Source organism: Shimazuella alba (genome assembly GCF_009831235.1).
Lineage (GTDB): Bacteria > Bacillota > Bacilli > Thermoactinomycetales > Thermoactinomycetaceae > Shimazuella > Shimazuella alba.
In genome coordinates, this window is record NZ_WUUL01000013.1 from 94,746 (window position 1) to 117,649 (window position 22,904).

A 22,904-nucleotide genomic window follows, 5' to 3' on the forward strand; every position below is an offset into this window, starting at 1 on the left:
ATCCTCTCTTATGTCTACGTAAATAACGGTCTTATTTGGGCGATTAAATATAGTGAACCTGCAATGACAATCATGTCTTTTGGTCCGGCTTGTGCTCTCACTGTCTCCAGTGCCTTCTCTGGCGAGGCTATTGCTTCTACAGATTGATCTGGATTTTGCTTTAAGATGATATCCATCAATTGCCCAGCTGTCCTACTTCGCTGTTGATTTGGTACTTCTGTAGCTACAATATGATGGGCGAGTGAAAGTAGTGGCTGTATCATTTCAGCTTCTTTTTCTTTCATCATGGCAAAAACCACAAATAGTCTCTCATATGTATACTGACAGCGTAACGTTTCAGCTAGAGCTCTCACTCCTGATGTGTTATGAGCTCCGTCTAATAAAATGGTAGGGTTCTCATTGATTTCTTCCATGCGTCCAGGCCAAGTTGCTTTTGCCAATCCTTTTTTTAAATGGATAAGCTCCACAATAGTAGCATACTGCTGGCATAAAATAGAGATAGCCATAATAGCAGCACCTGCATTGGCAAGTTGATGATCCCCTTTTAATGTGATCCTCAAGTCAGCTTCCAGCATTTTGCTTTCAAATTGGAACGACTGCCCATTTCGATCATGCTGGACCTTGCTGACCCTAAAATCCTTACCTATTTTATAAAATTTACTGTTATGTTCCCTCGCTACTCGTTGTAAAACAGGCATTGCTTCTGAATTGCTGGTACTAGTCACAACTGGGACACCAGATTTTATAATCCCTGCTTTTTCTTCCGCAATTTCAGAGACAGTAGAGCCTAAAAACTCCATATGATCTAACGCGATTTCTGTGATAATACTGACCAATGGATACACCACATTGGTGGAATCTAATCGCCCACCTAGACCAGTTTCCATAATGACAAACCAAGGTGTAGCTTCATATGCAAAATAGCAAAGGGCAATCAACGTCCAAAATTCAAACTCAGTTGGAGGTTCTTCCATTTTTTCGATAATAGGCCGAAGATGTTCCGTCCAGCGGACCAACTCAGACTCTGGAATTGGTTCTCCATTGCATCGAATTCGATCACTCCAATGTGTTAATTCTGGAGAAGTAAATAACCCAACAGAATATCCCGCCTCTTGCAAAACACTTGATAACATCGCAGCTACCGAACCTTTTCCGTTGGTTCCAGCAATATGAATCACTTTCAAGCGTCTTTCCGGATGACCTAATTCTTCTAAAACATGTTCCATCCGCTCCAAACCAGGATGAATTTTTGCAGGGGTATGATTCTCCAACCAATCCCAGACATCGTTTGCTGTTTGCAACATAAAACTTGGCATCTCCTTTAGAAAACTTCTCGTTGTTCATTGTGCACGGTAGAAGAGTATTCGTCAATATAAAGAGGTAGGATTGTGTTCCTATCTCTTGATAGGGGTAAATAATTCAGGCAAGAAAATTATGTACAACTGCTGTGTTTTCAACCTGTTTGCTTCATGCTGATGTAGTGTTGTTTGATTACACCTTATCTCCTTTTGAAAAACAAAAAAGCCTTTTCATCTCAAAGGACGAAAAGACTGGTTTCGTGGTACCACCTTTGTTCACAAACCAAAAAAAGGTTTGTGCACTTAATTACGATAACGGAATCCATCCGGTCTTTCCTACTCAATGTTCAGAAAGACAGCTCCAGGGTGACATTCAGCAAACTTTTATCGAAAACCTCACAGCCAAGGGCTTTCTTCTCTTTATAAAAGGAGTTGCTTACTCTTCCCTATCCACACTTGTTGGCTATATTATATACAACTTTCCCCTTAATCGCTACTAGCTATTCATCTTAAATCTTACGTTATACCAAAAGTAGCTTTAATTGTTTCAATCATTCTCGAAGGATCAGCTAAAAAAGTAATAAGTAAGATCGTACAAAGCATAAGCACAGCAAGTAAAACAATAAACAATAAACCTCGGTAAAATTTTTGGGCAAAGGACTTGACCATTTTCAAAAGATAGCTCCTCCCTCTTATAAAGTCTCTACGAGTATATCTATCTTGTTTTCTATTTCACTCCGCAGATATTTTTTCACAAGCAAATCCCACAAAAACCAATGTAATACACTTTATTCTCGCTTTCAACCCCAAAGGATGAACATTCAATGGTGAAAACACAGATAAATTCATTTTATATCTTATCTATCGTCTAGATTTCCAGTCTTCGTAACAAAATAGAAATGCCCGTTAAATTAGGAATTAAGATATTTTTATGAGAGATAGATTTAGAAAATGCCATGAAGGACACAAGCAGCAACGAAAGCTAATTTTCTGAGCTCACCTTTCTCATAAATAAAAGACTTTCTAGAATCTTTCCTCTTTTTCATCCGTATGATATAATCGTTTCGTCCATATCAGTGTACCTGATGTTTTCTAGAGAGAAAGAGAAAAAAATGGCACACCTTTCCGATAACGACCTCCGCAAGAAGTTCGCTTCACAGATCCAGCGCCTGAACCTGTCCGAGGATCGTATCAGGACAATCATCAAGCTTGCACGCTTGGATGCCACAGGATACACTCAAAAGGTAGCCGCCACGAATGCTTATAACAAGGTCAAGCATGAATATAGTCTTGCCGATGAAATGCAGCGTCGGAAGCTGAAGAGCCAGCTGGAGGCAAAGAAGCGGGAACACGAGAAGAAGATGGACGCCTACGGCAATATCGCAAAGACGCTCACTAGGGAATTCAAGAAGATTGGAATCACCAGTGAGGAAGATGCTCTGTGGGAAGCGATGCGGGATGCACTGACAGAGGACGTCGAGTACTACTACCCCTGATGGGTAAGAGGCAGCACTTTTAAATTAAAAATTTAAATAAAGTGAAAAAATATCCCTTCGATCGAATGATTGAAGGGATATGTGATGTAAATAAGGTTTTTTACAAATGAAGCTATGAAAAAGGTCCATTCCGATACAGACGAATTCTAACTTAGAGAATTGATCTTTTGAAATAGAACCTTCTATATGTACTGACTTAATTTTTCACTGTCACAATATCATCTTGCAAAGGAGCTATCTTGGAAATAATCGTATCAATCTTATCTTGTGGGACATTTAATTCTTGCAATGTCGCAATCAAGTGACCAGCTGTTTTTTGGAAATGTACTGGTTTGATTTGGAGATGAGCATGCGCATCTTTCATACTTTTCCCCTTATACGCCTCTTGACTGCCTATCGCAAACGACACGAACGAAGTAAGATGAGCTTTCTGCTTTTTCATATCCGTAAAATCAAAAAAATGTTTCAACTCTTCATCTGCTAACATTTTTACGTAAAAATTATCCACAACTAATGCTATCGTTTCTTTTCCACCTAGTTCATGAAATAATGTTTGTGTTGGCAAAATAAATCCTCCTTACATTGTTTGAAAGTACTCGTACTCTCTTATTATGTAGCAATCCGGAAATATTTCAAATAGAAATATTTAATTCCGGTGTATTATTCTATCGTTTGATAATTTATGTTTTCAATCAGAAATGATTAGCTTAATGAAAAGTTTCCCTCTCCTTATTAAAATTACGTTTTGCGGTGTTAAAACAAAAACATTATTTTTGAAAATGAATACTGTTTATGGAGTCTCCTTCCCTTTTCATTATAAAAAATAGTCCTTCAACCATAACATTTCTTGTTGGTTCAACATAGATGTATAAAAAGTATTTTTGCCCGAGGTAAACTTTGTATATGAAAGGACAACAATTATAGCCAAAGGAAAGGGGCGATGACCATGTTTGTAGGAATATTGCTTGCAACTGCCATCTCCATTCCATTATTCGGGATTCGCTATTACATGAGATGTGGACGAAAAAAACGAAGCAAAAAAAGACTCTATCAATGAGAGTCCTTTTTAGCAGCTACATGTCGAATTGGCAATATCTTTTTCAAAATATCTCTGGCAACTGGTGCAGCTATCTTGCCGCCTGACATACTGGAAACATTTGCTGTTGGTCGATCGAAGGCCACATAAATAACAACATCAGGTTTAACTGCAGGTGCAAATCCAATGAAGGATACAATATATTCATTTGGTATATATCCACCCTCTGGACTTGGGATTTGCGCTGTACCTGTCTTACCAGCTACATCATAATCTGCAAGGTTTGCTTCTGTGGCTGTACCTTTTTGCACAACACCACGCAAAATTTGCCTTACTTTTGTCGCTGTTTGTGGTTCTATAATCTGACGCTTCGTGATAGGATATTCATACACTGTTTTCTTGGTTTTTGGATCTACAGCTTCCTTTAAAACATGGGGTTTTACCCAATATCCATTATTTGCAATTGCAGAAACTGCCGCTATTTGTTGAATAGGGGTAACAGATATCCCTTGACCAAACGAACTGGCTGCTAGTTCAACCGGATAAAGAGGGCGATTATAGTAATATCCTCTTCCTTCAGCTGGCAGATCAATACCTGTTCGCGTTCCAAATTGCTCTGTAATATGACCAAACCCAAAACGATTTATATAATCTGCAAATCTCTCTGATCCTAGACGCTGCCCGAGGTGGATAAATCCTACATTGCTAGATAGCTCGACAGATCGTTGATAGGAAATGGTTCCCCAACCAACCCGATTGGAATCATGAAAGGTACGGTCCCCTACTTTGATGGAGCCTGACTTAAATGTATCATTTGGACGAAATAACTTTTCATTAATGCTTGCAGCTAACGTAACTATTTTAAATGTAGATCCTGGTTCATATTGACTTTCTACCGCAATATTATGACCATTTTTAGCGGGATCATACGTTTTGGAAACATTTTTTGGATCAAATGTTGGTCTACTGACCATAGACAAAATCTCCCCATTTTTGGGGTCAGCTACGATCGCAGTAGCACCTTTGGCATTGTATTTCTTCATTGCTTCATCTATGGCTACTTCTGTTTCATGTTGAATTTTTGCATCGATCGTTAAGATAAGATCCTTACCATCAGTCGGAGGACGAAATGTATCTGGTCCGTCTGATACCATCATCCCATTTTTTGCTTTATGGTATTTGATACTGCCGTTTACACCACGCAGCAATTTATCATATACTTTTTCAACTCCACCAACTGGCTCACCGCTACTATTAAGAAAACCAAGCACATGGGATAATTCCGAACTATTATACTGTCTCATATGTGTAGGATATCCATATATACCAGCAATTTTCCCACTCGTCTTTAATGAGAATACTTTTCTGTATATAGAAGGAGAATACTTCCCTTTCCCTTCATGCTTGATCTCTACAGCTTTTTTCTTTTGTAGAAACTTCTCTTCCAATATGTGAACAGGTATTTCCAAAAGAGGGGACAAAATCTTCGCTGTATTTGAAACGTCTTTAATCTGACTGGGATCTGCAACAAAATAATATCCAGGTACTTCCCAGGTATAAACTTCTTGTTTGGTACGATCATAAATAGATCCACGTGTTGCATGAAGAATCGAGTTTGAATTTTCCCAAACCTTTTTAGCCCGATCCAACAACACTTGTGAATCTACCGTCTGAATCCATAAAAGGCGAATTAAAACACTACTAAGTAGCACAGTAAGTGTGAACCCAATCATAACAGAACGAACTTTATTTTTCTTTTCTGATTGCTGCATATCAGTGCCACCATTCTATCTGAACAAATTATTCGTTCGATTAAGGATGGATAGAGGGAATGATCTGCAGGCCATTTTGCTCCGCAAATTTACGAATTTGCTCAAGACTACTTAGTCTTATTTTTTCTGAATCTAATTGAATATTTACTTCTTTGGTTTTATTAATCCGTGACTCCGTTTGTTGGATAGATACATCGAGTTGCGTTAATTGAGCATATCGAGTCATAACAAAGACAGCAGCCATAATGCAAATAATCGTACTCACAAGATATAGCACCTTTTCACTGGATGGCAGGCCTTTGATAACTCTTCTTGATCTAATTTGAGTGCGAGTCTTAGGTGTAGATACAGGTAATTGATAGGCTAACGAGGTGTTCCCTTGTTCTTTACGCACAATGATCCCCCTTTACTCTTCGCTCAAGTCCGATAAACCACGCAAAATTGATGAATTCTATGGAAACACGCCTCCACATTTCTCTTTTTAACCAATTGACCCTTCTTTTTTCTGACCGTATCATGTACATCATGACCCTTTACCCATCTCTTCCATTTTCTCTATTGAGCTTTGTATTTACTTTATTTGACCCATATCTTTCTTTGACCCTACTAACACTTGCATTTGACCCTATATTTTTTCAGCTACTCGGAGTTTTGCTGACCTAGCACGTGCATTTCTTTCTATTTCACTATCACTTGGAATAATCGGTTTTCTCGTCAGAATGTTTAGTGAAGGTTGATGGTTACATACACAGACTGGGAAATGTTTTGGACAAATACAACCAACTGATTGCTCTTGAAAAAAATGTTTGCAAATTCGATCTTCTAATGAATGGAACGAAATGACAGCTACTCTTCCACCTGTTTGAAGCATTGGTACAACTTGCTTTAATGCATTCTCAAAAACACCCAATTCATTATTTACTGCTATGCGTATGGCTTGAAAAGATCTACGGGCTGGATGTGGTCCTTTTCTGCGTGTAGCAGCAGGAATTGCCTCCTTGATGATTTCTGCCAATTCAACGGTCCGTTCAATTGGTTTGATCATACGCTTTTGAATAATTTGGCGGGCTATTCTTCTTGCAAACTTTTCTTCACCAAATCGGAATAAAATATGACTGATTTCTTCTTCGGGATAATGGTTCACTATTTGATAAGCAGTTAGCTCCTGATCTCGATCCATCCGCATATCAAGCGGAGCATCCTCATGGTAACTAAACCCTCTTTCTCCTTCATCTAACTGAGGAGAGGAAACACCTAAATCAAATAGAAAGCCATCTACCTTATCAAAGCCAAGTGAATGAATTACTTCTTGTACATGTTGAAAATTAGCTTTATGTACGATCACTTTGCATGAAACTTGATCTAATTTTCGTTTTGCAGCTTCTAATGCTTTGTTATCTTGATCTAATCCGATAAGTGTACCATTTGGACCTAATTTCTTTGCAATCAAGCTACTATGTCCTGCACCACCTAGTGTACAGTCCACATAAACTCCATCAGGTTTAATAGCAAGTGCATCTACGGATTCTTCTAATAGAACGGTGATGTGTTCAAACAAGGCTTGATCATCCTTTTACAAGTCAAAGTCGACAATGCTTTCAGCAATTTCATTAAACGACTCTTCTGATTTAGAGTAGTAGCTTTCCCAAATGGTTCGATCCCAAATCTCGACCCGTGAAGAAACTCCTAGTACGACACATTCTTTTGTCAGATTGGCAAATGTTCGTAAATTAGATGGCAGCACAATCCTGCCTTGCTTGTCCAAATCAACTTCACAAGCACCCGAGAAAAAAAATCGGGTAAAGGCACGAGCATCAGCTTTCGTAAAGGGAAGTGCTTTTAACTTCTGCTCTAATTGTGTCCATTCAGCGCGAGGGTATGCAAAAATACATTGATCAAGTCCGCGTGTAAGTACAAATGAGGAACCAAGATCTTCACGAAATTTGGAAGGGATAATCATTCGTCCCTTATCATCAATATTATGATGAAACTCCCCCATAAACATCACGCGTGACCTCCCCATCTACTTGCAAAATGACCAGTTTTACAAGTAGTTTTTGCTATCCCTCTCCTCTCCAATAATCTAGTTGCGTCACTCTATTTCTAACTAGTGGAACCACAGCGCTCCACTTCCCTCCACTTTCCACCACATTGGTAAGTATACCACAATACACGTAAAAAATCCTGCACTTGTGTACAGGATTTGAACGAAATTATCATATTTTGGTAAACAGGTTTAAATTTCCCAGCTCCCGAGATATTCTGTCTGTTCTGGAGTTAATTCATCAATTTGAATCCCGAGTGATTCCAAGAAATGACGCGATACTTGTTCGTCAATTTCATATGGAACATCAATCACATGAGCACCGATTTTCTCATTTGACTGATGCAGATAAAGCAAACTGAGTACTTGTAGCGCGAAGGTCATATCCATAATTTCTGCTGGGTGGCCATCACCTGCTGCAAGGTTTACCAAACGACCCTCTGCCAGAAGATTAATTTTACGTCCATCTAGTAAATGGTACTGTGTAATATCTTTGCGTACCACTTCGGATTGAATTGATAATTCTTCCAAAGATACTTTATCGATTTCGATGTCAAAATGCCCCGCATTTGCTAAAATCGCACCGTCTTTCATCACTTCATAATGATCTTTCGTGATGACTTTGCTGTTTCCTGTTACGGTAACAAAGAAATCTCCTTGTTTTGCTGCTTCTTTCATTGGTAAAACTGTGAAACCTTCCATATGCGCTTCTGTAGCTTTAATGGCATCTATTTCTACAACGATCACTCGTGCACCAAGCCCTTTAGCCCGCATCGCTACACCTTTCCCACACCAGCCATAACCGATTACAACTACGGTTTTTCCGGCTACGACAAGGTTTGTGGTGCGGTTGATTCCATCCCATACAGATTGACCTGTTCCATAACGATTGTCAAACAATGATTTCGAAAATGCATCGTTTACTGCAATCATTGGGAATTTGAGCTGTCCAGATTTTTCAAGAGACAATAGCCGTTTAATCCCTGTTGTTGTTTCTTCACATCCACCCTTTACTTGTTCCAATAAATCTGGGCGTTCACTATGTAAGATGGTCACTAAGTCGGCACCATCATCGATAATCAAATCGGGCTTCGTCTCTAATGTCATAATAAAATGTGATTTGTACTCTTCTGGAGTTGGGTTATATCGTGCAAAAACAGTGACACCTTCGGATACAAGTGCAGCACAAATATCATCTTGAGTAGATAGCGGGTTGCTACCTGTAATCACCACTTCTGCTCCTGCATCACGAATTAGTTCAGCCATACAAGCTGTTTTTGCTTCTAAGTGTAAGGAAATCGCAACTCGTTTTCCAGCAAGTGGTTTTTCAACCAATACCCGTTCTCGAATTCTGCCTAAAACAGGCATGTGGTCTTTTGCCCAATTAATCTTCTGCCTGCCACTCGGAGCCAAAGATATATCATGGATCACACTTTTTTCAATCGCGTTCATTGTTTATTCACTCCTATATTTTCTACTATAAGTATAATACCTGATGAGTATTTATTTCAGGTAACTCCTGTTTACATAACATATGAAGCCAATCAAGTCCATAGTTATTCCAAAAATATACAAGATTGTAACCTCTCTCTTGTGGCCCCTCCAACGGATATATGGCGTTCACTACAGCTCTTTGTTGACGCAAGGTTACTTCTTGTTTTGTATTTATGAAAGCATATGTTTTTTGTTTTAACCAATTTAAATGGGAATGCAACTTTTCGGCAGTAGCATCTCCCAACTGATCCATATTCCCACCAATTATTTGGGTAAGTTCTTCTACAAATGGAGTGTAAATTTCATCTAATTGTTTCGTCATCCTATCAAAACGCTCTTCCACATCTGGAGGCTTATTTTCTTGTTTCCAGTTTTCTAATATTGCTTGTCCTTCGCCTGAAAGCAATGAGTTTAATGCTATTCCCCAGGTTTCTCGATATTTTTCTATCGACCGCTCTACAATGGTTACATTTTGTCTTGGAAATACAATTGGCATTTGGAGATGAAACAGTGAAAATGTTTCAGCTAAACATCCCCAATAATCAATCTCTGAAGGACCGCCTACAAAAGCTAGTACAGGAAAAACCATTTCTTGCATAAGGGGTCTCGTTACTACATTATTGCTTAGCTGCAAATGCTTCTCGCATAACTCTTCCTTTGTGTATTGGAAAAATCGATTACGACTTACAAATATATCTCCATCTCGGTAAAGCGCTACTCGCTGTCCATTTTCCTCTATAAAAAGATGAGCTTGCTGTTCTTCAAATTGGAGAGGGGAATCATTTCCATTGGCTACCCAGTTTTGAATCCCTTTCTCTACAGAATCAGCGAGTTCTTTATTATGTTTGATCAATTGATGAAAATATTCTGCTTCTAACTCTCGCAAAGCTGAATCGTTGGAATCGATCAGCAGCAGTCCATATTCTCGGAAAAGGTAATGCATAATTTTTGCAAAAAATCTTGTCCAACTTATCGGCTGAGCTGTTAATTCTTCACAGAGTTGTACCCACTGTGCTTTATTTTCTCGGTCGTCTATGGATTGATGAAGATCATTTAACCAAGTATGAATCATATCTGGGTTCACTCTTATTTTTGAAACAGAGGATTTCTTTGTATCATCCCGCGGGAAAGTATGTTTTGTCATACCAATGCCTTGTGGAACATGGATATGGTTTACCTCTTGCCAGTCGTGATCTTCTCCAGCAATCCAAAAAATGGGGATAACAGGTTTTTGTAATCGTTTCTCTTCCCGCTTTGCCAATTGAATAATGGAAATTGCTTTATACAACGTATAAAGGGGACCTGTCAAGATACCAGCTTGCTGTCCTCCTATCACTACAACACTGTCAGGCGATAACAATCGGTCTATATTTTTCTCAACAGTTGGATGAAATAAATCGGAACCATGATAATTCTTCAATACTTTGACCAATTGCTCTCGTTTGTATGTCTGCTTTTGTAAATGTTGATAGCGTTGGAAGTAGCTCTCTTCTTGGGTTGGGTCATAAGGATAAAAAGATTCTATTTGCTGAAGTTTTTCACTTAGAGTTAAACACTTTTCTATTTTCAATTTCCGCCAGCCCTTCTTCCAGATGCTACTTACTTATCATAAGTATACCACATGCTCAAAACAACATACTTTTTGCTTTTATCAATTCTGTAAGCGATGTATTCATAGGCACATCGATGCCACATTGCTTGCCATATGTTACTACCATACCATTGAGTGAAGCGATCTCCGTCTGCTTCTTTGCCATAATATCTTGAAGCATAGAAGAAAAGTTTTTTGTAGTTTTGAAACAAACGTCTTTTACTTGATGATAAATCTCCTCTTGTTTAAGGTAAAAACCTTTCGCGTCTGCAACTTGAGATATTTCTTTGATTATTTGCATCATAGTGGAATGCAAACCTACTTCCATCAGTTGGCCGTTTGGTACTTCTAATAATGCTGTTAGTGAGTTGATCACACAGTTAATGGAAAATTTCTCCCATATATGCTGCTCAATATTTGTCACTATCTCCACATGAAATTGCTGTAAAAAATGCGTAAACAGAGGATCAACGTTATCAGTCGAATGAACTCTTCCCAGTCTTATATAGCCATTTCCCGTATGCTGTACACGGTTGGAAGCATATTTTCGTGCACCTTCCGTGGTAACAACTGCATACCTATTTGGAAAAGAAAAGTTTTCCATCTTCTCCAAATGACCTAATCCATTTTGCCATGCTACAATGTGTGTATTTTCATACATGACAGAAGCAAGATATGGAAGGATTTGTTCGAAAGATGGTTGCTTCACCATGAGAAACAGCACATCAAAATCAGCAGAATTATTGGACTCATTGATCCATTCTGCTGATATTTCATATCTCTTTTCCTGTCCATCCAATGTCGTTAGGATAACCCCTTCTTGTTGGATCGTTTTTGCTTGTTGATCTGTTCTACAAAGCAGCGTCACTTTTACATGCTCTGACAATCGAGCAGCCCACAAAAGTCCCAGTGACCCTCCTCCAATTATACCAATTTTCATCTTTTCTCACACCGGGTATATAGGATGTTTTCGCTTACTAAAATGAATTTGCTTATCACCATATAGATCATACCTTTTTGCTAACTCATAACGCAAATCTTCTAGTTCCACCATGGCATCTACAATTAACTCACTAGCTAGCCGATAGATATGAATATCTTCTTGATACGCTTTCCTTTTCTCTTGGATAAAAGTTTCTCGCGCCTCAGGTTCCATTGCTTGGATTTGATTGTGATAAACTGCATTCACTGCTGCTTCTGGTCCCATAACTGCAATCTGGGCAGTCGGCAGAGCAATGCAACAATCTGGTTCAAATGCAGGTCCTGCCATTGCATAAAGACCTGCTCCATAAGCTTTCCGCACAATAACAGATATTTTCGGAACTGTTGCTTCCGACATTGCCGCAATCATTTTAGCACCATGTCGGATAATTCCAGCACGCTCTACCTGTGTACCAACCATAAAACCAGGTACATCGATTAAAAAAAGAAGCGGAATCTGATAGGCATCACACAATGTAATAAATCGAGCTGCTTTATCTGCTGAATCACCAAATAAAACCCCGCCTTTGACCTTTGATTGGTTTGCAATGATACCAATTGCTCTTCCATTTAATCGTGCAAACATCGTAATCAGCTCAGGTGCAAATAGTTCTTTTACTTCTAAACTTGAATTCTGATCCACCAGCAAATTTATCAGTTTCTTCATATCAAACGGCAAATTTTGTTCTTTGGGTACTATGCTTGATATCTTTTCAACTGATGGGTTTGATCGGAACTCTTTGTGAATAGGCTGCTGCCAATAAGCAAAATAGGATTTTGCAATTTGAATTGCTTCTGATTCATCTTTTGCCAAAAAATCACCGCAACCACTGACAGAGCAATGCATTCGAGCACCACCCATTTCTTCTAATGAGACCTTCTGACCAATAACCATCTCTGCCATTCGAGGAGATCCAAGATACATGCTAGCATTTTTATCGACCATAATAACCACATCACAAAAAGCTGGGATATACGCCCCGCCGGCAGCTGATGGCCCAAACAACAGGCAAATTTGAGGAACTACTCCTGAAAGCTTTACCTGATTATAAAAGATTTTCCCTGCCCCACGGCGTCCTGGAAACATTTCTAACTGATCGGTTATTCTCGCACCAGCTGAATCAACCAAGTAGAGGAGGGGGGAGCGCAATTTTTCTGCAGTTTCTTGAATGCGAATGATCTTCTCCACTGTCCTTTTCCCCCAAGACCCAGCTTTTACAGTTGAATCATTTGCCATCACACAAACCGTAGTTCCATTTATTTTTCCCGTTCCAGTAATAACTCCATCAGCTGCTAAACCATCTTCCACCGAGTTTGCAAATAGACCATCTTCTACAAATGAATCTTGATCCAGCAACAACCTTAAACGCTCACGTGCAAACAATTTCCCTGCATGAGCGAGTTTCTCATGATACTTCCGACTGCCACCTGATTGTAAGCGTTTACTTTTATCCCTAAGTTCACTCATCGTATCTACTCTCCTCGATAATGTGGTTTTCGTTTCTCTCGAAAAGCACGCAAACCTTCAAGTCTGTCTTTTGTTGGAATTAGTTGTTCATATGCACTAGATTCCAACTCCAATGCATCCACCCATGGCTGAGAATATCCTTCATTGATAGCTTTTTTGGCTTGTTTTATCGCTAAAGGTGCATGACATGTAATCCTTTCTGCAAAGAGGATAGACTCTTTCAAAGCCTGTCCTGTCCCTGTTACTTTGCTTATAATCCCATTCAAGAATGCCTCTTTGGCTGTGATTCGCTTCGCACTAAATATAAGTTCTTTTGCGAGTGTGATACCTGCTATGCGACGAAGTCGTTGTGTACCCCCTGCTCCTGGAATAATCCCAAGTGATGTTTCCGGCAAAGCAAACGAAGCAGTTTCATCTGCGATCCGAAAATCACATGATAGCGCTAATTCCATTCCACCGCCTAAGGCCACACCTGAGACAGCAGCAATAACAGGCATAGGGAAGTTTTCTATCTTAGCAAATGTTTGGCGAATCAATGTGAGGTATGCCCTAACCTCGCCCTCTGTCATACTCTGACGTTCTTTTAGATCTGCACCTGATGAAAATGCTTTGTCTGAAGAACTTGTTATGATCAATGTTCGGGTATGATTGTCCTGTGCTATTTCATCCAAAAGAGAAGATAATTGTTTTAATAAAGGTCTATTTAAAGCGTGGTAAACTTCTGGTCTCAATAGGCGGATGATGCAAATATGACCGACTTGCTCTTTTGTCAACCAAGTCATTCTCCACTCACTCCTCTCTTTGCTAGATAGCTACGTAATACTTTGGAAGGAAGTGGTTTCTTTCGTATATTCTCCATCCAAGCAGCGGTTTCACAAAGTTCTGCAAGATCAATGCCTGTTTCCACTCCCATCCCATGCAACATCGTAACCAATTCTTCTGTAGCGACATTACCCGATGCACCAGGTGCATAAGGACATCCTCCAAGACCACCAATAGAACTATCAAATGTAGTAATTCCTTCTTCAAGCGAAACAAAACAATTAACCAATGCAAGCCCTTTTGTATCATGAAAATGAACAGCTAATTTGCCTGCATAAGAGGATTGGAGGGAATGAAGCACTTGTTTCACTTGACATGGTACAGCAACGCCGATCGTATCACCTAGTGAAACTTCATATACCCCTAAATCAAAAAGGTCCCTACAAAGCTCTTCCACTACACGAAGGGAAACATGACCTTCATAGGGACACCCAAAAACACAAGATATATATGCTCGAACTGGTAGATGAGAAGTTGATGCAAGATTTAGGATCTCTTTTATTTGTTTTAAACTAGCAGCTATTGTTTTGTTCACATTTTTCATGTTATGCGTCTGGCTTGCGGAGATAAAAACAGCGATCTCGGATAGAGGAGATGCTTTTATTCGTTCGAAACCTTTGGTATTGGGGACAAGTGCTCGATAATTGATTTTATGATGTGTTGGAAGGTCAACTAGCAATTGCTCTGCATCAGCGAGTTGGGGTATCCATTTTGGATGGACGAATGAAGTAACTTCTATATTAATGAGATTGGCAGCTATTAATCGTTTTATTAGTTCTAATTTTATCGTAGTTGGATAAATTTCTGTTTCATTTTGCAGACCATCTCGCAAACCGACTTCTACAATTTTCACTTTCATTGACTTTCTTCCAATACGATCAGTGTATCTCCTTCGTTAACAAAATCCATTTCCTTTACGTGAATTGCAGTCACTTTTCCTGCTTTTGTTGCTTCTACCGGAATTAACATCTTCATCGATTCTAAAATAACTACTTCTTGTCCCGATTGAATATCATCACCGATGGAGACCAGTACTTTTGACACAGTTCCTACGATCGTCGCTTCTACTCTAGACATGATGAAAACTCCTCTCTTTTTTTAGTATCTGCAAGGAACTATTCAGGATCTATTGCTGTTCCTTGCTGGTACTGGTGAATCATTTCCTTATATGCTAATCTGACTATAAACAAAACGGACTTCTTTTTTGAAGTTTTATTTATCTTCAAAAAATAAACATACTACCACTACATTCATAGGAGGAATAATGGATGCATCCTGTTCCATTTTTACGAGGAGAAAAAATATACCTACGTACCATCTACCAAGAAGATATTGCCAAATACTTTGAAATGTTATTTCAAGCCGAAACCAGAAAACTTACAGGGACACAAAAAAGTTTTACTCTACGTCAAGTGGAACAGTACATAGAAGAAAAAAGTACTGATTCATCTTCTATTCTATTACTAATTGCTCTAAATGAGAATGATGTAGTTATTGGAGACATTCAACTGTTAGAGATCGATAACATTAATCGTAACTGCTACATACGTATTGCGATTGATAACCAGTCCTATCAAGGAAGAGGCTATGGTTCAGAAGCAATGAAACTGATGTTAGAGTATGCTTTCGGTATTTTAAATCTACACCGAGTAGAGTTAAATGTGTTTGCATATAATGAGCGTGCTATCCATGTTTATGAACGACTTGGTTTTCAAAGAGAAGGTATCCAAAGGGATGCTTTGTATTATGATCATGCGTATCACGATTCCATTATCATGAGTATATTAGAAGAAGAATACCGCGATCGATACATAAGAGAACAACACGTGCAAAAGTAAAGCCCGTGTTGTTGTTTTTTAACAATAAGGAAAAAGAAATATGGTAGTGATTTAGGAAATTACAAGTTCAGCCAAGTCAAATAAATCTTTTACCTTCATTCCTGTCACCCATTATTTATGTTCTTTATCTAATTCTTCTGTTCGAGTCGCCAATCTTCTGGCTCTCTCCATAATTTGCACCAGTGTACGATAATCATCATTTACTAACTGATAATCTGATTCGACTGTTGTAAGTTGTTCTTTCATGGTTCTATTTTCTTTTTCCAAACGGCGTAATTCATCTTCTCGTTCAAACAATTCTTGCTCTAGTTGTTTCTGTTGTTTTTTTAATTCTCCAACTTCATTTTTATGTTGACGTAAAAATCGAATGACATGATCCAATGAGTATTCATCTTCTTGATTTTCCAAAACAGGAACACTATCTACACGTACACTACTCAATGTTAAGGGAGTGGTATAACGCGATCGATCTTGGCTCCTTCTTTGACGCTCTGTTTTTGCTACTTGAATGGCAGCCTCGTAGTTTTTACGAACGGAACTATTCCATCGAAAACCACATGCTGCTGGTGTTCTACCAAGTTTTTCTGCTACTTCTTCAAAAGCTGATAACTGTGTACCTCCATCACGAATATGACGTAGAGTCACCTCTGCTAATATCATATCGTCTTCAGAGGACCATGCATCTTGACGCTTTACAGCCATGATAAACCTCCTATTCTAGGCAATATAGTTGACTATTTTATCCTATGCATGAATGCCGTACGATAGTATGATCTCTATCCTTTTTATATCCTCAAGTTGCTAGATCTATACTTATCATGGGGATGAACAAAATATTTTCATCGTAAAATGCAAAGAAATGTACCAAAAGAGTTATGCTATTCGATAAAAGATGTAACCCCTTCCAGTTAACTTCACTTGAACCAAGAATATTAACTGGGTATAATAAAGGGTGCTTGAGCAAATGCTCTTTATTCGGTTCATTATAACGAAGAATGATTGAATTGGTGAAAGGCTGTGATTTCGTGGATCGCATGTTTCGTGTACTTGGTTTTTGGGCTTTAGCTATTGCGTTGATGTTTATAGCAGGACATATGTACACCCAAGCTGGACTATTCATCTTCCAAGCAATATTGTTTGTTGTACTTGGGTACCAACGTCTAACAGAGAAAACATATATGTACTTATTTGGCAGCTACATGGTGATTTCATTCTGTGGAATGGTAGCTTATGCTACTTTTGTTCATTAATATAAAAACGACCCATTAAGGGTCGTTTTTTATTGCCGCAACATATAGGTTTCCTTCCCCGAAATGCATATATTTTCAGTAAAAAACGATACACTAAAAAGGAAATAGCAAATTAAATGAGTCATGTCTAAAAAGAAAAGATGCACGAAGTGCAGGGAATATGTTTCGGCCTAAAGATCCAAATATGACTATATATGCGAATCCTGTCAACAGATAAGTGTCGAAGATCTTTTACTTACATTCTGGCAGGCAGTATATCTGTCCTTCATTTAGAAAGATGTAAATACTAGTTTCCATCGCAGTGGGATGAAAGATCTAGATCCCTGCACCAACTTACTTACTCTGTACTAATACGTGAAAATTTTCTCCCATGCCCATCATCAATTGTTTGATTGCATTGCGATATTCTGGAGCTGTGTATGAAAAAATACCTGCATCTATTAGAAACATTGACTGACTACCATAAAAACTCGTTGTTAAAGTCGATTGTTCTCCCCAAAACATTAAGTCCGCAAAATTGACATGAGCTGTCATATCAATACTTCCTAATAATGGATAAGGATCATCTACATGTTGGTGGGACTGGTAGTAACGCATTGTCCCATCTAAGTAACGAACCGAGTGCAACTCCCTAGTAGTACCACCATAGTCCAATGTCCAAATCAAACCAGAATGAACCCAATCTGCTACCTCTGTTATCCACTTCTTCGCATAAAGATTTACTTCTATTTGCTGACCTTCTAATATTTCTTCTGTTCGTTCGTTTACATATTTTTGTAATTCCACAGTAGAAAGGGAATCATGTATTTCCACGAGTTTGTTTTCCTTTTCTGCAACGTAAATCTCCCACCATACACCATTTTTCCATATCAATCGATGTACAGGGAATGCGTCTATAAGTTCATGGCTGAATACAATAGAAAATGAAGCTTTGGGAACATCAACCAACTTGTCCACCCAATGAATTGCATATGGGATGTTACTCAATCTTTTTTGTTGTTCCTTTTGATGATATGGGCTTCGTTCCACTGAATAAATCTGAAGGGATGATTTTGCTACACCTTTTAACTGAAATTGTGTGGTAATCTGCTGCAACAATCTGCCCTCTCCCCCACCGATTTCGATCAAGCAAAGCGAAGAGGAAGCATTTTTCTCTTGCCAATACTGCAAAAAATAATCCGCGACAACACGTCCAAATAAATCACTCACATGTACATTGGTAAAAAAATCGCCCGCTTTCCCTAATTTGGGCGTGGGCTTTGAGTAATATCCGCAGTTTGGATGATAGAGAGAGATCTCCATCACTTCGGCAAAAGGTAATTGCTTGTATGGTGCTTTTCGTAATTCCGATAAAATAACTTCTGGGATTCCTTCTACTTGTCGCTGTGAAGACGACCTGTCCACTCCAGTAATCCTCCTTCTAAATTAAAAAGCTTTTCAAATCCCTGTTCTGCCAGAATCTGAGCTGCCACTTGGCTGCGCATCCCGCTGCGACAAATGAGGAGAATGTTCTTTTGTTTATAGGAAGCGAGTTCTTCATAGCGATGTTCCATTTCATCATAAGGGATGTGAATGGAATTCTCGACATGTGCATCATCAAATTCTTCTTGTGTTCGAACATCCACAAAAACATAGTTATTTTTTTCTTCTTCAAATTGTTTGCCAAAAGTAGATGCAGGGATATGCTGGTATGCCATTTGAAACACTCCTTGTTTTTCTTATGATGTTATTTGATTGATATAATATTGAAGCTGGCTTAGTTCTAGTGGTCCCTCGATTTTCTTCTCAATTACACCATCACGATTAATAAAAAAAGTACTCGGAATAGGACCGATCTTGTATTGTTTGACTACTTCTCTATCTTTATCCATCCAGATTGGGAAAGTTAATCCCATTTGCTGAGCGAAATTACTGACAGGCAAGTCGTTTTCGCGAATATTAACAGAAACAACTTCAAAACCTTTGCTTTTATTTATCATGTAAGCTTGTTGAATCGCAGGCATCTCAGTTTTACAGGGAGGACACCAAGTACCCCAAAAATTGATCATTACTGCTTTTCCTTTTAAGTCTGAGAGACTTCTCTGTTTCCCATCAAGAGTAGTCAACGTAAAATCGGGCGCTTCTTCCCCCTCGACTGGTTTACCACCTGTATCTGTAGAGACTTGGTATATTGCAAATCCTACTAACCCTATCAAGCAGAGAAGTAATATTCTTCTCATCCAATACCTTGTCTGTTTCTTCATGTATTCTTCACCTTCAGCACTAGAATCCGGTAAAACCGCCGGTAAGATTTGTAAACCAAGCGATAATAGCTGTCAATTGGTTGGTATATAAGATGATTCCAAAAAGGATAAGCAACCCACCACCAATTTTCATAACTTGATTGGAGTATTTCAATATCCATTTTGTTCTGCCAATAAAAAAGGCCATGAGAAAAAAGGGAATAGCGAACCCCAATACATACATGCTAATGTACAAAAATCCAACACCCAGCTGTGCTTTAATGGTTATCAGAGCGAGTACAGATGCAAGTATGGGACCCAAACAAGGAGTCCAACCTGCGGCAAAACTAACCCCAATCAGCATCGAACTCAGGTAACCAAGTCCTTGTTTGGAAACATCCCACTTCTTCTCTCTCATCATGAATTTGGGTTCAATAATTCCAGTTAAAAACAAACCCATAAAGATCAATAAAACAGCTCCCAGCATACGGATTAGATCTTTGTAGTTAACAAACGATTGACCAATCCAAGAAAAAGTAAAGCCAAGAGCGTAAAAGACCAATGAAAAACCAAGCAAAAAGAAAAAGGTGTGTATCATTGTCAGCTTTGTTAACTCCGATGATCTACCCTTCTCTTTTAGCTGCGAAACAGATACCCCAGTTATGTATGACAAATAGGACGGGTATAACGGCAGACAACAAGGAGATACAAACGACAAAACACCTGCTGCAAATGCCAACCAAATCGTAACTTGTTCCATGAATTATATCCTCTCTACGATAACACATCATCGAGAATATCTTGCAACTCTTCTTTACTCATCTCACCAACAACTTTATGTGTTATCATCCCGGTTGAATCGATTACAAATGTAGTTGGAATACCGATCAATTGGTAATGATCTGTGCCGATGGTCTGACCATCTTCATTTTCCTGATCCAAAAGGATGGGAAAATCATATTTGTATTGTTTCATAAATTTCTTGATGTTTGGCAACGTATCTTGAGATGTCTCATTTACCATCCGGAAATTAATCTTATCTTTGTATTGATGATAAGCTTTCTGTAAATGTGGCATTTCTTGTTTACACGGATCACACCAAGACGCCCAAAAATTGATGACGGTTGGTTTTCCATTGGTTTTATACAACTCTACCTGTTGTCCATCCAATGTTTTTAATACAAAATTCGGTGCACAATTTTTCACTTCTACCCCTGTATTTCCTTTGCAATTGGCGTAGTTTACCACAGGTTGACTATTAGAAGCAGTTTGATATATCGCATATACTACTCCCGCAAGAAGCACAAAAATTAAGAACGTACGAATTACTTTCACAAGATTCCTCCTCCTAGGAAAAAAACGGATTGGTTTTCCGTTCATGGCCAATCGTTGTAGATGGTCCATGTCCTGGGTGAACAATGGTATTATCAGGCAACGTGAATAGTTGATCTTGTATCGCATTAATCAGTGCTTGATAATCGCCATCACGTAAATCTGTCCGCCCAATTGCACCTTTGAATAACGCATCCCCAGCATACACTACTTCTCCATCATAAAGGGAAATACTTCCTGGTGAATGTCCCGGTGTAAATAAAACTTGAAACTCTTTTCCAAGAAAAGAAAGTGCCTCTCCTCCTTGAACTTCTATCTCAGCTGGAGCAAAAATCATAGGATCAGAACCAGCGAAATTCTCAGAGCCATTAAGAGATGCATCTGAAAGCCAAACTTGTTCCTTTTGATGCACGATCACAGGGGCTTTTGTGAGCTGTCTTAGTTCACCTAATCCGCCAATATGATCGAAATGTGTATGCGTTAAAATGATCGCTTCGATCGTTAATGACAGCTGCTGGATTCGATTAACCAAAATATCTGGATTCATCCCCGGATCAAAAACTAACCCACGTTTACTGGATTCATCATAGAGCAGATATGCATTGGTAGCAATAGGTCCTAGAACATACTTTTCTATTTGCATGAAGAACTCTCCTTTGTTGCACACTAATGGATAACTGACAGAAGGGAGTTATCCAGAAATGATGGCTTATCTACGTTTCATTGGTTTATGTAGCTTGGTTGCATGTTTTTTCGTTGGTTGTGCACCAGAAAACTCTGCACCAAAAGAAGTGTCACCAAAAACACAAAAAATTTCTTACACGGAACGGGTAAAACAAACTGTTCCCGCCCCTCAGTATAACAAATCTGCACAAGATGTTTCCAACCGTCTTGAAACGATTGCAAAAAATATGCCTCATGTGAAAGATGCAACAGCAGTATCTGTTGGTAAATACTCAATTGTTGGACTTGACCTTGAGGATAATCTAGATCGCGCAAGAGTGGGAACTGTAAAGTATTCGGTGGCAGAAGCACTCCACAAAGATCCAGTTGGCGCAAGAGCACTTGTGACTGCAGACACTGATTTAGTACAACGGATTAATAATGTGAACCATGATATCCAGGATGGGAAACCTGTTTCTTCTATTCTCCAAGAACTTGCAGGAATTGCAGAACGCATTGCTCCTCAACCAACAAAAATAGTACCAAAACAAGAAAAACCATCATAGATTGATCGCTATGAAAGCACAGCATCCCATACGGGGTGCTTTTTTTATTCTATTTTCCAATTGATTTATCTGATCTTTTTCTTTACCATGAACACATGTGATATAGAGAATGAACGAAAGGAAAACAACAAAACATTTTACAACTATCATATCCTCCTATCTAACTATAGAAATCATACCACCCTACTCTACATTCATGAAAAACATACTATATTAGGGAGCTTCTATCATGAAAAAGGTTGTAATTATAAGTATGATTTGTCTGATCGTCCTTGGAGGAATACTAATATTTGTATATTCCAAAGAGGATAAATCATCCAAACAAAAAACACCTCCTAAACCGCCGGAAACAGTCGTACAGAACAATCAACAGAGCAGCAATACCAAAGTACCGGCACATAACTACTCATCTGATAAACTAAAAGTTGTCGCCGAACCAGATAGTATTAGTGTTTTAGTCAACAAACATAATAAATTACCAGAAACCTTTAATCCAAAAGATCTCGTTTTTCCAAAGGTACCTTACCTTAAAAGAGCGACAACAGAAAAAAGACAACTACGCAAAGAAGCAGCTATTCAGTTAGAAAAAATGTTTGCTGCCGCAAAGAAAGATAATGTTTATTTAACGGGAGTGTCTGGATATCGTTCTTATGAAACACAAAAGATATTATTTAATTATTATGTGAAACGCGATGGTTATGAAAAAGCTCGAACCTATAGTGCATTACCAGGAACGAGCGAACATGAAACGGGACTTTCGATTGATGTGACAGGAAAAGATGGTACTTGTGCAGCAGAAGATTGTTTTGGAAAAAAACCAGAAGCAAAATGGATTGCTGATAATGCTCATAAATTTGGTTACATCATTCGCTATCCACATGGAAAACAAGCAATCACTGGCTATAAATATGAACCGTGGCACATACGCTACGTAGGTGTTCACCTAGCAACGGAAATAAAACAAAAAGGAATTACGCTAGAAGAGTACTATGGACTTCATTAAAAAAGTATCTCCTTAATAAGGAGATACT

The 22,904-nt window shown here is 38.7% G+C and carries 26 protein-coding genes and 1 other annotated feature; of the genes, 5 read left to right on the top strand and 21 right to left on the bottom strand.

All coding sequences use genetic code 11. The features are described from left to right. Positions 1 to 14 precede the first annotated feature (14 nt). Both GSM42_RS16850 and GSM42_RS16855 read right to left on the bottom strand, forming a co-directional pair. Entirely contained in the window at positions 15 to 1,304 is a 1,290-nt protein-coding gene (locus GSM42_RS16850) for a bifunctional folylpolyglutamate synthase/dihydrofolate synthase (RefSeq protein WP_160802703.1), read from the bottom strand. Between the two features lie 230 nt (positions 1,305 to 1,534). Next, positions 1,535 to 1,760 (bottom strand) — a binding site (T-box leader). A gap of 54 nt (positions 1,761 to 1,814) precedes the next feature. Continuing rightward, entirely contained in the window at positions 1,815 to 1,973 is a 159-nt protein-coding gene (locus tag GSM42_RS16855; protein ID WP_160802704.1) for a hypothetical protein, read from the bottom strand. A gap of 437 nt (positions 1,974 to 2,410) precedes the next feature. Here GSM42_RS16855 and GSM42_RS16860 point away from each other — a divergent pair, with 437 nt between their 5' ends. Continuing rightward, entirely contained in the window at positions 2,411 to 2,794 is a 384-nt protein-coding gene (locus GSM42_RS16860) for a hypothetical protein (protein WP_160802705.1), read from the top strand. A 196-nt stretch (positions 2,795 to 2,990) separates the two neighbouring features. Here the strand turns inward: GSM42_RS16860 and GSM42_RS16865 are convergent, their stop codons facing one another. The 12 genes from GSM42_RS16865 to GSM42_RS16920 all read right to left on the bottom strand — a co-directional run bounded on the left by GSM42_RS16865 (position 2,991) and on the right by GSM42_RS16920 (position 15,079). Further along, a complete protein-coding gene (locus GSM42_RS16865) occupies positions 2,991 to 3,359 on the bottom strand; it encodes a group I truncated hemoglobin (protein WP_160802706.1) in 369 nt (122 codons plus the stop codon). Positions 3,360 to 3,844: 485 nt separating this feature from the next. Then, a complete protein-coding gene (locus GSM42_RS16870) occupies positions 3,845 to 5,602 on the bottom strand; it encodes a peptidoglycan D,D-transpeptidase FtsI family protein (protein WP_160802707.1) in 1,758 nt (585 codons plus the stop codon). 40 nt (positions 5,603 to 5,642) lie between these two features. Beyond that, positions 5,643 to 5,996: a hypothetical protein gene (locus GSM42_RS16875; RefSeq protein WP_160802708.1), complete on the bottom strand. Its 354-nt coding sequence runs from the start codon at positions 5,994 to 5,996 to the stop codon at positions 5,643 to 5,645. A 231-nt stretch (positions 5,997 to 6,227) separates the two neighbouring features. After that, on the bottom strand, positions 6,228 to 7,160 hold the full coding sequence (rsmH, locus tag GSM42_RS16880) for a 16S rRNA (cytosine(1402)-N(4))-methyltransferase RsmH (RefSeq protein WP_160802709.1): 933 nt from the start codon (positions 7,158 to 7,160) through the stop codon (positions 6,228 to 6,230). Positions 7,161 to 7,175: 15 nt separating this feature from the next. Next, positions 7,176 to 7,607, bottom strand: coding sequence for a division/cell wall cluster transcriptional repressor MraZ (gene mraZ / locus GSM42_RS16885; protein ID WP_160802731.1), 432 nt, complete (start codon positions 7,605 to 7,607; stop codon positions 7,176 to 7,178). A 231-nt stretch (positions 7,608 to 7,838) separates the two neighbouring features. After that, positions 7,839 to 9,098, bottom strand: a complete 1,260-nt coding sequence (locus GSM42_RS16890; RefSeq protein WP_160802710.1) for an adenosylhomocysteinase — start codon at positions 9,096 to 9,098, stop codon at positions 7,839 to 7,841. Positions 9,099 to 9,123: 25 nt separating this feature from the next. Continuing rightward, positions 9,124 to 10,710 (bottom strand): bacillithiol biosynthesis cysteine-adding enzyme BshC, encoded by a 1,587-nt coding sequence (gene bshC / locus GSM42_RS16895; RefSeq protein WP_160802711.1) that lies wholly within the window; start codon positions 10,708 to 10,710, stop codon positions 9,124 to 9,126. Between the two features lie 55 nt (positions 10,711 to 10,765). Then, positions 10,766 to 11,671 carry a ketopantoate reductase family protein gene (locus GSM42_RS16900; protein WP_160802712.1) on the bottom strand — a complete coding sequence of 302 codons (906 nt, stop codon included), beginning with the start codon at positions 11,669 to 11,671 and terminating at the stop codon, positions 10,766 to 10,768. A 6-nt stretch (positions 11,672 to 11,677) separates the two neighbouring features. After that, positions 11,678 to 13,180 carry an acyl-CoA carboxylase subunit beta gene (locus GSM42_RS16905; RefSeq protein ID WP_160802713.1) on the bottom strand — a complete coding sequence of 501 codons (1,503 nt, stop codon included), beginning with the start codon at positions 13,178 to 13,180 and terminating at the stop codon, positions 11,678 to 11,680. Positions 13,181 to 13,185: 5 nt separating this feature from the next. Beyond that, complete coding sequence (locus tag GSM42_RS16910; protein WP_160802714.1) at positions 13,186 to 13,962, bottom strand: enoyl-CoA hydratase-related protein; 777 nt, start codon at positions 13,960 to 13,962, stop codon at positions 13,186 to 13,188. After that, positions 13,959 to 14,861 (bottom strand): hydroxymethylglutaryl-CoA lyase, encoded by a 903-nt coding sequence (locus GSM42_RS16915; protein ID WP_160802715.1) that lies wholly within the window; start codon positions 14,859 to 14,861, stop codon positions 13,959 to 13,961. Before GSM42_RS16915 ends, GSM42_RS16910 begins: the two co-directional genes overlap by 4 nt. After that, entirely contained in the window at positions 14,858 to 15,079 is a 222-nt protein-coding gene (locus GSM42_RS16920) for a biotin/lipoyl-containing protein (RefSeq protein WP_160802716.1), read from the bottom strand. The genes GSM42_RS16915 and GSM42_RS16920 overlap by 4 nt, the downstream gene beginning before the upstream one ends. Positions 15,080 to 15,270: 191 nt before the next feature. Between GSM42_RS16920 and GSM42_RS16925 the strand changes: the two genes are divergently transcribed. Next, positions 15,271 to 15,840, top strand: a complete 570-nt coding sequence (locus GSM42_RS16925; protein WP_160802717.1) for a GNAT family N-acetyltransferase — start codon at positions 15,271 to 15,273, stop codon at positions 15,838 to 15,840. Between the two features lie 111 nt (positions 15,841 to 15,951). Here GSM42_RS16925 and GSM42_RS16930 read toward each other — a convergent pair whose 3' ends face one another. Beyond that, positions 15,952 to 16,542 (bottom strand): RsfA family transcriptional regulator, encoded by a 591-nt coding sequence (locus GSM42_RS16930; RefSeq protein ID WP_160802718.1) that lies wholly within the window; start codon positions 16,540 to 16,542, stop codon positions 15,952 to 15,954. A 332-nt stretch (positions 16,543 to 16,874) separates the two neighbouring features. Between GSM42_RS16930 and GSM42_RS16935 the strand changes: the two genes are divergently transcribed. Next, entirely contained in the window at positions 16,875 to 17,090 is a 216-nt protein-coding gene (locus GSM42_RS16935) for a DUF2626 family protein (RefSeq protein ID WP_237446679.1), read from the top strand. Between the two features lie 333 nt (positions 17,091 to 17,423). Here the strand turns inward: GSM42_RS16935 and GSM42_RS16940 are convergent, their stop codons facing one another. From GSM42_RS16940 to GSM42_RS16965, 6 genes are read right to left on the bottom strand one after another with little or no spacing between them, the layout of a single operon-like run. After that, positions 17,424 to 18,494 carry an SAM-dependent methyltransferase gene (locus GSM42_RS16940; RefSeq protein WP_160802720.1) on the bottom strand — a complete coding sequence of 357 codons (1,071 nt, stop codon included), beginning with the start codon at positions 18,492 to 18,494 and terminating at the stop codon, positions 17,424 to 17,426. Continuing rightward, positions 18,464 to 18,787 (bottom strand): rhodanese-like domain-containing protein, encoded by a 324-nt coding sequence (locus GSM42_RS16945; protein WP_160802721.1) that lies wholly within the window; start codon positions 18,785 to 18,787, stop codon positions 18,464 to 18,466. The genes GSM42_RS16940 and GSM42_RS16945 overlap by 31 nt, the downstream gene beginning before the upstream one ends. A 21-nt stretch (positions 18,788 to 18,808) precedes the next feature. Then, positions 18,809 to 19,333: a thiol-disulfide oxidoreductase ResA gene (resA, locus tag GSM42_RS16950; RefSeq protein WP_160802722.1), complete on the bottom strand. Its 525-nt coding sequence runs from the start codon at positions 19,331 to 19,333 to the stop codon at positions 18,809 to 18,811. 19 nt (positions 19,334 to 19,352) lie between these two features. Next, a complete protein-coding gene (locus GSM42_RS16955) occupies positions 19,353 to 20,072 on the bottom strand; it encodes a cytochrome c biogenesis CcdA family protein (RefSeq protein WP_160802723.1) in 720 nt (239 codons plus the stop codon). 14 nt (positions 20,073 to 20,086) lie between these two features. Beyond that, positions 20,087 to 20,647 (bottom strand): redoxin domain-containing protein, encoded by a 561-nt coding sequence (locus GSM42_RS16960; RefSeq protein WP_160802724.1) that lies wholly within the window; start codon positions 20,645 to 20,647, stop codon positions 20,087 to 20,089. A 13-nt stretch (positions 20,648 to 20,660) separates the two neighbouring features. Continuing rightward, on the bottom strand, positions 20,661 to 21,287 hold the full coding sequence (locus GSM42_RS16965; RefSeq protein ID WP_160802725.1) for an MBL fold metallo-hydrolase: 627 nt from the start codon (positions 21,285 to 21,287) through the stop codon (positions 20,661 to 20,663). A gap of 58 nt (positions 21,288 to 21,345) precedes the next feature. Between GSM42_RS16965 and GSM42_RS16970 the strand changes: the two genes are divergently transcribed. Together GSM42_RS16970 and GSM42_RS16975 are read left to right on the top strand one after the other, a co-directional pair. Further along, positions 21,346 to 21,873 (top strand): YhcN/YlaJ family sporulation lipoprotein, encoded by a 528-nt coding sequence (locus GSM42_RS16970; protein ID WP_160802726.1) that lies wholly within the window; start codon positions 21,346 to 21,348, stop codon positions 21,871 to 21,873. Positions 21,874 to 22,102: 229 nt separating this feature from the next. Beyond that, positions 22,103 to 22,876: a M15 family metallopeptidase gene (locus GSM42_RS16975; protein WP_160802727.1), complete on the top strand. Its 774-nt coding sequence runs from the start codon at positions 22,103 to 22,105 to the stop codon at positions 22,874 to 22,876. Positions 22,877 to 22,904 lie beyond the last annotated feature (28 nt).

Coding starts and splice junctions, on each gene's coding strand:
- GSM42_RS16910 (WP_160802714.1), bottom strand. CDS start 13,962: ATGACTTGGTTGACAAAAGAGCAAGTCGGTCATATTTGCATCATCCGC.
- GSM42_RS16870 (WP_160802707.1), bottom strand. CDS start 5,602: ATGCAGCAATCAGAAAAGAAAAATAAAGTTCGTTCTGTTATGATTGGG.
- GSM42_RS16900 (WP_160802712.1), bottom strand. CDS start 11,671: ATGAAAATTGGTATAATTGGAGGAGGGTCACTGGGACTTTTGTGGGCT.
- GSM42_RS16970 (WP_160802726.1), top strand. CDS start 21,346: ATGATGGCTTATCTACGTTTCATTGGTTTATGTAGCTTGGTTGCATGT.
- mraZ (WP_160802731.1), bottom strand. CDS start 7,607: ATGTTTATGGGGGAGTTTCATCATAATATTGATGATAAGGGACGAATG.
- GSM42_RS16945 (WP_160802721.1), bottom strand. CDS start 18,787: ATGGCATACCAGCATATCCCTGCATCTACTTTTGGCAAACAATTTGAA.
- GSM42_RS16935 (WP_237446679.1), top strand. CDS start 16,875: ATGTTTCGTGTACTTGGTTTTTGGGCTTTAGCTATTGCGTTGATGTTT.
- GSM42_RS16890 (WP_160802710.1), bottom strand. CDS start 9,098: ATGAACGCGATTGAAAAAAGTGTGATCCATGATATATCTTTGGCTCCG.
- GSM42_RS16850 (WP_160802703.1), bottom strand. CDS start 1,304: ATGTTGCAAACAGCAAACGATGTCTGGGATTGGTTGGAGAATCATACC.
- GSM42_RS16925 (WP_160802717.1), top strand. CDS start 15,271: ATGCATCCTGTTCCATTTTTACGAGGAGAAAAAATATACCTACGTACC.
- resA (WP_160802722.1), bottom strand. CDS start 19,333: ATGAAGAAACAGACAAGGTATTGGATGAGAAGAATATTACTTCTCTGC.
- GSM42_RS16860 (WP_160802705.1), top strand. CDS start 2,411: ATGGCACACCTTTCCGATAACGACCTCCGCAAGAAGTTCGCTTCACAG.
- GSM42_RS16915 (WP_160802715.1), bottom strand. CDS start 14,861: ATGAAAGTGAAAATTGTAGAAGTCGGTTTGCGAGATGGTCTGCAAAAT.
- GSM42_RS16905 (WP_160802713.1), bottom strand. CDS start 13,180: ATGAGTGAACTTAGGGATAAAAGTAAACGCTTACAATCAGGTGGCAGT.
- GSM42_RS16965 (WP_160802725.1), bottom strand. CDS start 21,287: ATGCAAATAGAAAAGTATGTTCTAGGACCTATTGCTACCAATGCATAT.
- GSM42_RS16920 (WP_160802716.1), bottom strand. CDS start 15,079: ATGTCTAGAGTAGAAGCGACGATCGTAGGAACTGTGTCAAAAGTACTG.
- GSM42_RS16930 (WP_160802718.1), bottom strand. CDS start 16,542: ATGGCTGTAAAGCGTCAAGATGCATGGTCCTCTGAAGACGATATGATA.
- GSM42_RS16955 (WP_160802723.1), bottom strand. CDS start 20,072: ATGGAACAAGTTACGATTTGGTTGGCATTTGCAGCAGGTGTTTTGTCG.
- GSM42_RS16975 (WP_160802727.1), top strand. CDS start 22,103: ATGAAAAAGGTTGTAATTATAAGTATGATTTGTCTGATCGTCCTTGGA.